This is a genomic window from Mesorhizobium sp. M7A.F.Ca.CA.001.08.2.1, from assembly GCF_003998455.1.
In the GTDB taxonomy this organism is placed as follows: Bacteria; Pseudomonadota; Alphaproteobacteria; order Rhizobiales; family Rhizobiaceae; genus Mesorhizobium; species Mesorhizobium ciceri.
In genome coordinates this window covers 1-7,564 of the sequence record NZ_RZPW01000266.1, presented here as the reverse complement: position 1 = coordinate 7,564, position 7,564 = coordinate 1, and the positions used below count along the sequence as shown (strand labels likewise).

7 protein-coding genes are annotated in these 7,564 nt (G+C 64.9%); 5 read left to right on the top strand and 2 right to left on the bottom strand.

The window, feature by feature from the left end; genetic code table 11:
- Positions 1-210: 210 nt before the first annotated feature.
- Entirely contained in the window at positions 211-1,815 is a 1,605-nt protein-coding gene (locus EN914_RS17190; protein ID WP_196815403.1) for an FAD-dependent oxidoreductase, read from the bottom strand.
- A 148-nt stretch (positions 1,816-1,963) separates the two neighbouring features.
- Here EN914_RS17190 and EN914_RS17185 point away from each other — a divergent pair, with 148 nt between their 5' ends.
- The 4 genes from EN914_RS17185 to EN914_RS17170 are packed head-to-tail and all read left to right on the top strand — an operon-like array spanning position 1,964 to position 5,829.
- Positions 1,964-2,500, top strand: a complete 537-nt coding sequence (locus EN914_RS17185) for a cupin domain-containing protein (RefSeq protein ID WP_024503990.1) — start codon at positions 1,964-1,966, stop codon at positions 2,498-2,500.
- Between the two features lie 11 nt (positions 2,501-2,511).
- Positions 2,512-3,288, top strand: a complete 777-nt coding sequence (locus EN914_RS17180; RefSeq protein WP_024503991.1) for an aspartate dehydrogenase — start codon at positions 2,512-2,514, stop codon at positions 3,286-3,288.
- Positions 3,288-4,085 carry an alpha/beta fold hydrolase gene (locus EN914_RS17175; protein WP_024503992.1) on the top strand — a complete coding sequence of 266 codons (798 nt, stop codon included), beginning with the start codon at positions 3,288-3,290 and terminating at the stop codon, positions 4,083-4,085. The genes EN914_RS17180 and EN914_RS17175 overlap by 1 nt, the downstream gene beginning before the upstream one ends.
- Before the next feature lie 4 nt (positions 4,086-4,089).
- Entirely contained in the window at positions 4,090-5,829 is a 1,740-nt protein-coding gene (locus tag EN914_RS17170; RefSeq protein ID WP_024503993.1) for a cobalamin-dependent protein, read from the top strand.
- Between the two features lie 35 nt (positions 5,830-5,864).
- Here the strand turns inward: EN914_RS17170 and EN914_RS17165 are convergent, their stop codons facing one another.
- Complete coding sequence (locus EN914_RS17165) at positions 5,865-6,611, bottom strand: SDR family oxidoreductase (RefSeq protein WP_024503994.1); 747 nt, start codon at positions 6,609-6,611, stop codon at positions 5,865-5,867.
- A gap of 103 nt (positions 6,612-6,714) precedes the next feature.
- Between EN914_RS17165 and EN914_RS17160 the strand changes: the two genes are divergently transcribed.
- Positions 6,715-7,564: thiamine pyrophosphate-dependent dehydrogenase E1 component subunit alpha (locus EN914_RS17160; protein ID WP_164778767.1), on the top strand; the 850-nt coding region annotated here is incomplete at its 3' end.

Below are 7,564 nucleotides of genomic sequence, written 5' to 3'. Positions count from 1 at the left end.
CAGTTACTCATTTGTAGTCCAGCATTACTCATTTGTAGTCCAGCATACTCAAACGTCCTGATCGAGCGAGAGCTGATCGATCAAAGGGCCGTCGCTGCTCCAAGTGGAGCGCCCTTTTCGTTGCTAATCGATGGTCACGGCGATCTCGTGGGACGTGCGGCAAACACTGATTTTGTTGTTTTTAAGGACGGTCGGAGATCTTCTACGCAGTCACCTGTTCTGATGCAGGATCGTCTCGGCCGCTATGAAGCCCCAAGTCAGGTTGGGGCCCAGCGTCGTGCCGGCTCCCACGGCGCGCGTGCCGATGGGGTTGGCCATGGCAAGCCCTGCCGCATAGAGGCCGGGGATGATCGAGCCGTCCGGCCTCAGCACCTGGGCTCGCTCGTTGGTGCGGGCGCCGCCCTTGGTGCCGAGGATCGAGCGATTGATCGTCATGCCGACATAGGGCGCCTTGTCGATCGGCTTCAGCCGGTTCTCAGGTCCATGTGCCTTGTATGCCTCCCAGCCATTGTCGCCGCGTTGGAAGTCTGCATCGTGTCCCTTCGCGCAAAAGCTGTTCCAGCGGGCGATCGTCTCCTCGAGCGCCGCTGCTGGCAGCCCGAGCTTGGCGGCAAGGCCAGCGATCGTATCGGCCTTCTTGATCCAGTCGCGCTCGTAGGAGGCATACCAGCGGAAAGGCAGCGACGTTTTCAGGAAGCGATGATCGCCGACGAGATAGCAGGGCAGATGGATCGGCGCGCCATCCGGCCCGCGCGCATCGATCGCCTCGCCGATGTTGAAGGCGTTTTCGCTGACAAAGCGCTTTGCGTGGCGATCGACCACGATCGAGTGCGGCTCGGCCTGGAAGGTCATAGGCAGACCGTGCGATTTTCCCTGGTAGCGCGTCGGCAGGCAGGGATAGACGTTGGCCTGATCCATGCGGTCCAATTGCGCGCCGACGGAAGCCGCAAGCTTCTGGCCGTCGCCCTCATTGCCGCGCGGGCTGCCGATCCGGTCGAAGGCGCCGGGGAAGTGGCGTGCGCGCATTTCGGCGTCCCATTCGAAGCCGCCGGTTGCGATGACGACGCCGCGGCGCGCGACGGTCTTCGTGCGTCGGCCCTTGCTCTCCACCTCCGCGCCGGCGATGCGTGAGTCCGGGTCCTGAAGCAGGGTGACGGCGCGCGTTCCCGGCTGAAAGGTGACGCCCGCATCGAGGCAGCCCTTGATGAGCCCGGTCATCAGTGCCGTGCCCTGGCCGCCGGAATTCGTCAGCCACCGCCATAGAAGCTTCGGCCAGACCTTGAACCCGGCGCGGATGGGATGGTGATAAAGATCGAGGTCGACGATCTCCTGGTAGGTAAAGCTGTGCGGCAAGGTGGAGCGGCGCAGGCTCCGCGCAAACTTGCCCAGGATACGGCGGCTGAGCGGCCTCGGCGAGAGCATGCGGCCGTAGAGCTTGCCGCCTGGCGCTTCGGCAAAGGGGTCCGGCTCGTTGATCAGGCGGAAATCAAGCGGCGTGTTGACGGACAGGAAGTGCAGCATGTCCGGCGCGGCCTTGGCGAACGCGCCCCAGAGCGCGTCTTCCTTCTGCTCCCACCCTTCGGGCGCGACCGCACGCAGATAGGCGAGCGCATCCTCGCGGCTGTCTGCAATGCCGGCTTCGGCCGCGACATGGTTGGCGGGTATCCAGACCCCGGCACCGGACATGGCCGAGGTGCCGCCCAGCCATTCGCTCTTTTCGATGACGAGCACCTTGAGGCCACCCTTGGCGGCCCGCAGCGCTGCCGAGCAGGCCGCCGATCCCGAACCGATCACCAGAACATCGTACTCGCCCATCGGCATTCCCCTGCCATCATCGACACAGCACTATAGAGGCACAAAATTTAATCTGTCTACCATTGTGTCGACACTTTTTGCGCTGTACCCTCTCCAGGTCAGCAACGCGCCCGAACGACCTTCGCAGTTCCATTCGACAGGCAGAGCCATGGACGACACCAACCTTCCACCCGCGCCCTCTGGCATCCATGTTTCCGGAACCGAAACGCGCGAAAGCTACTGGCAGCCGGTTCCCGCAAACGGCCATATCGACGTGGCGCTCGCGCCGCACATCGTCGGCATGGAGCACCCCTTCGCGCTGGGCACGCAGTCGGTAGCGCCCGGCGGCTATGTGCGCGAACACACGCATGACCGCAACGAAGAGACGGTCTATGTCATCGAAGGCCGTGGCCGCGCCGTCATCGAGGGCAAGGAATATCCACTGGAACCGGACAGCGTGGTGTTCCTGCCCAAGAATGTCCGGCACATGTTCATCAATGATGGCGACACGCGCCTACGCTGGATCTGGTTGATCGTGCCGAACGGGCTCGAGGACTTCTTTCGCCTGATCGGCAAGCCGCGCAAGCCAGGCGACCGCGTGCCGTCCAATTTCCCGCGCCCCGAAAACGTCCTGGAAATCGAGCGCAAGACGGTGTTCGGGGCAGACCTCGCCGACAAGTTCGATCCCCTGAAGCAGAATCCCTGAAGAAGCCTCGGATGGTGACGCTCGGCCTCATCGGCTTCGGCACGATCGCGCGCGAGATCGTCTCGGCTTTCCCAGTGGACTCGGTTTGCTGGGTGGCGCTGATGCGCGAAGGTACCCGCCGCGACTTGCCGGCTAATGTCAGCACTGTCACGCAGCTTGACGCGCTGATCGGTCCGCGCCCCCGGGCGGTGGTGGAGGCGGCAAGCCAGGAGGCGGTGGCCGCTTATGTGCCCGCGCTTCTCGACGCCGGCATCCCGACCATCATCGCTTCGATCGGTGCGTTCGCCGATCCGATCCTTGCCGCGAGGCTGACCGATGCTTCACGCAACGGCGGCGCACGCTTGGTCCTGCCGTCAGGCGCGTTGGGCGGCCTCGACTACCTCAGGGCGATAGCCGCGCTTCCCGAGGCGCGGGTGCGCTACACCTCGCGCAAGCCGCCGGCGGCCTGGGAAGTCGAGCTTGCCACCCTTGGCCTGTCAGCCGAGCACGACGCGGTATCGCTCTTCGAAGGCACGCCGGCGCAAGCGGCAAAGCTCTATCCGAAAAACCTCAACGCCGCCTTCGCCGTGGCGCTCGCTGCAGGTATCGACAAAGTCACAGTGCGCGTGGTTGCCGATCCGAAGGCTGCCGGCAACACACATGAAATCGAGGTCGAGAGCACCGCCGGCACCGCTTCCTTCCGCCTCGTCAACGCGCCCTCAGCCAGCAATCCGAAGACCTCGATGCTCACGGCGCTCAGTCTCGTCGCGGCGCTCGGCGAGTTGCTCGACAGGGAGGGCCTCAGCTGATGCCCTTCTTCACCGCCGCCGATGGCTGCCGTATCCACTACAAGACATCGGGAATCGCCGGCCCGCGCCTCATCCTCATCCCCGGACTTGGCGGTGACGGAAGGTTCTGGGCCGGCGTCGTACGCCTTCTCGAGGCCGACCATCGCATCATCGTCACCGACCATCGCGGCGCCGGTCGCAGCGATCGCCCCGAAAGCCCCTATTCCATTCCCCTGATCGCCAGCGACATTGCCGGCCTGCTGGCGCAGACGGGCGGTCCCGCCCATATTGTCGGGCATTCCACTGGCGGCGCCATCGCGCAGGTGCTGGCGCTCGATCATTCGGAACTTGGCCTGAGCTATACGATCAGCAGTTCCTGGGCGCGAGCCGACAACCGTTTCCGCACGCTCTTCAGCGCTCGCGCCGAGCTGCTGGAGGCCGGCCTGGCCGAAACCTATCAGCGCCTCGGCCATGTGCTCTGCCACGAACCGTCCTACCTCGAAACGCATGCCGGGGAGCTCGACGCAGCCGTCGCCGCCGCCCCTGGCACCCTGGCGCCGCTGACAGTCAGTGCTGCGCGCGTGCGCATGCTGCTCGACCATGATCGCCTTGCCGATCTGCCGCGCCTCGACGCCCCGGTTCAGGTGATTGCGGCCACCGGCGATATCCTGACGCCATCAGCCCTTTCAGAGGCGATCGCCGCTTCGATACCGGATGCCCGGTTTGTTTCAATTCCCGGTGCGCATTTTCATCCCCTCGCCGACCACCAAGGTTTTGCCGCCATCATTCGCCATTTCATTGCCAAGGCCGACAGCTAGTATCATGACCGCTGAAATCGCCCCCGCCCTCCTCGACCCGCGCCTCAAGCCTGGTGCCGACCTCCTCGCCGAAGGACGCGTCATGGCGCGCGACTGGCGCCTCGGCAGCTGCCGCTTCCTCACCGAGACTGGGATGCCGTCCGAAGCCGCATGGAAGCGCAAGGCAGCGGCCGAAAAGCGAGTCATGCAGCACGCCCACATCGGCTTCAGAAGCGTCGACCGCACCGTGGCGGCGATCGGCGAGGTGCATGAGCAATGCCGCAAGGCAGGGGTAACGGTCGACCGTTTCGGCATCACACTCGACTGGTCGATGGGATATCCCCAAGCCATGCGTGCAAAGGCCGCCCGCGGCACCGGCATCGTGCTCACCGGCCCCGAGGATTTCGCCCGCATCACCAACGCCGCGCCCGCTGCCGCGCATTTCGGCGACTTCATGCTCGGCCTGCCGGGCGCGGTGGAAAACACCCGCGCCGCGATCGCCGCCGGTGCAACGGCCATCGGCAATCTGGGGCAGTATTTCACCTTCCGGCTGCCCTACTGGGACGATGATGTGGCGACCACTGAAGCGACCGTCACCGCCCTCGGCCTGATCGCGGCCCAGGATGCCGAAATCCTTGTCCATTCCAATCTCGACGACGGCTTCGCCGGGCTGTTCATCGACATGGCCTGCGCGCTCGGCATGGTGCTGGTCGAAAAGCACATCGTCGAGGATCTGATCGGCGCGCGGCTCGGCCATTGCTACGGCCACCACTTCAGTGATCCGCTGTCGCGCGCTGCCTTCCATGCCGCACTGGTGCGGGTCAGCGATACGCCAGGCACCATGATCTTCGGCAACACCGTTTCCTACCAGTCGACCCCGGCAGGCAATTACGCAAGCCTGGCGAGTTATCTCCTGGCCGACATACTGGCTGTCGGGCGATGGCCCTCCGGCCATGCGATCAATCCGGTACCGGTAACCGAGAACCAGCGCATTCCCGATGTCGACGAGATCATCGAGGCACAAACCTTCGCGCACCGGCTCACGCTCCACGCCCCCTTCTACGACCCCGTCTTCGACTGGGCCAGGGTGGAGGCGATGGCCGATGTGCTGGTCGAAGGCGGGCGTCGCTTTGCCGGTGCCGTCATGAAGGGGCTGGCCGAGCGCGGGGTGGATACCGAAGACCCGGCCGCGCTGATGTTCGCCATCCGCCGCATGGGGCCGAAGCGCATGGAGGCGCTGTTCGGCCCGGGCGCGGACGGCATCCGCGGACGCACGCCGCTGATCCATGCCGAATGGGCCCGCGAGCTCAACCACAAGGCCGTCGCCTGGGTCGCGACGCAAAAGCCGCTGGAAAGCCCTAGACCCCTGACCGTCTGCATCGGCACGACCGACGTGCATGAGCACGGAAAATATCTCGTCGAACAGGCGCTCGAGGGCCTGGGCATCGTCATCGCCGATGCCGGTGTGGCCGTCGACCCGGAAACACTCGTCGCCCGCGCCGCCGAAACCGGGGCCGATGCCATCGCCGTCAGCACTTACAATGGCGTGGCGCTGCGTTATGCACAGGCGGTGAAAGCAGCGATGGCGGCACGCGGACTTGCCTTGCCGGTGCTCATCGGCGGACGATTGAACGAAGTGCCCAAGGAGTCCAATTCGGGCCTGCCGGTCGACGTGACCAAGGATATAGCAGACCTAGGCTGCCTGCCCTGCGCCGACCTCGACGAGATGCTGAGTGCCCTGCGTTCCATCCGGCCCGTTGCCTGAAACGGGCAGGCTTCGTCTTGCGACAGGGGCGTGCCTCACCAGGCGGTCATGCCGCCGTCGACTGTCAGGATCGAGCCGGTGGCGAAAGAGGATTCGTCACTGGCGAGCCACAGGATTGCATTTGCGATTTCAACTGGCTGCGCGACGCGATTCATCGGTGAGCGCGCGTTCAATGCCGCGACAAACCCCTGAGGATCGGGATGGGTTTCCAGCATGGTTTCGAAATAGCTCGACCAGGTCACACCCGGCGCCACGGCGTTGACGCGGATCTTGTCCGCAACATGGTCAAGCGCCATGGCACGCGTCAGCGCCGCGACGCCGCCCTTGGAGGCGACATAGGCTGCCCGATCGGCAAGTCCGACATGGGCCACGTTGGAGGCGGTGTTCACGATCACCCCGCCGCCGCGCTCGGCCATGACGGGAATGACATATTTGGAGCAGAGAAAGACGCCCTTGAGGTTCACGGCCATGAGCGCGTCCCAATCCGCCGCCGCGGTGGTGACAACCGAACCGCGTATGCCGTAACCGGCATTGTTGACCAGAATGTCCACCCGGCCGAAGGCCTCTTGCGCGCGGCGCACCATCGTCGCCACGGAGACTTCGTCCGAGACGTCCGCCTCCCAGGCCAGCGCTCCGGTCCTGCCGGCCACCTCGCCGGCCCGCGCGCCGTCGCGATCGACGACCAGAACGCGCGCGCCCTCCTTCGCAAACAGTTCCGTGACGGCCGCGCCGATACCGGCGCCGGCTCCGGTGACGATGGCCGCTTTGCCCTTCAAACGCATGATCGATCCCCTTTTCACAAACTTGTTTTGCCCTATCTTGCAGAAGCGCTTGCAAAGTGTCGACACTTTTGTATTTAATTTCGGCACGAACTCGGGGATATCGGTGAAAAACACTCCTTCCGTCGAACAACATCTGGAAATCTATCGCCGGATGCTGCTGGTGCGGCATCTCGAAGAGGGCCTTGGGGCGCTTCACAAGGAAGGATGCACGCGCGGTCCGATCCATCGCTGCGATGGCCAGGAAGCCGTCGGCGTCGCCGCGACCGCCGTGCTGGAGGCCGGCGACAAGGTCGCCACCACCCATCGTGGCCACGCGGTCTATATCGGCAAGGGCATGGCCGTACACCCGGTGGTGGCCGAGATCTTCGGGCGGGCCACCGGTGCCTGCGGCGGGCGCGCCGGCCACATGCTTGTGGCCGATGCCGAAAAGGGCGTGATCGGCGGCAATGCCATTGTCGGCGCAGGCATTCCAGCCGCCACCGGCATGGCGCTGTCGATGCAGATCCTCGGCACCGGCAATGTCGCCATGTGCGTCTTTGGCGACGGCGCCGCGCAAACCGGCATCTGCCACGAAGCCATGAACATGGCGGGGCTGTGGAAATTGCCGGTCGTCTTCGTGCTCGAACACAACCAGTTCGGCCTGACCGTTCCCTCAGAAGTCCAGTCGCCGGTCGAGGACCTGTCGATCCGCGCCGCCGGCTACGCGATGCCGGCCGAGATCGTCGACGGCAATGACGCGATGGCTGTCTACCGCGCCGTGTCGGCCATGGTCGAGCGCGCCAGGCGCGGCGAAGGCCCCGGCATGGTCGAATGCAAGACCTATCGCGTCGAAGGTTTCTCCACCTCCGACATGGGCGGCTACCAGAAGCCGGAAGACATCGCCGCCTGGAAGGCACGCGACCCGCTGCTGGTTTCGCGCAACGCACTTCTCGGCGATGTCGGCGAGACCAAGC

Coding starts and splice junctions, on each gene's coding strand:
- EN914_RS17190 (WP_196815403.1), bottom strand. CDS start 1,815: ATGGGCGAGTACGATGTTCTGGTGATCGGTTCGGGATCGGCGGCCTGC.
- EN914_RS17185 (WP_024503990.1), top strand. CDS start 1,964: ATGGACGACACCAACCTTCCACCCGCGCCCTCTGGCATCCATGTTTCC.
- EN914_RS17180 (WP_024503991.1), top strand. CDS start 2,512: ATGGTGACGCTCGGCCTCATCGGCTTCGGCACGATCGCGCGCGAGATC.
- EN914_RS17175 (WP_024503992.1), top strand. CDS start 3,288: ATGCCCTTCTTCACCGCCGCCGATGGCTGCCGTATCCACTACAAGACA.
- EN914_RS17170 (WP_024503993.1), top strand. CDS start 4,090: ATGACCGCTGAAATCGCCCCCGCCCTCCTCGACCCGCGCCTCAAGCCT.
- EN914_RS17165 (WP_024503994.1), bottom strand. CDS start 6,611: ATGCGTTTGAAGGGCAAAGCGGCCATCGTCACCGGAGCCGGCGCCGGT.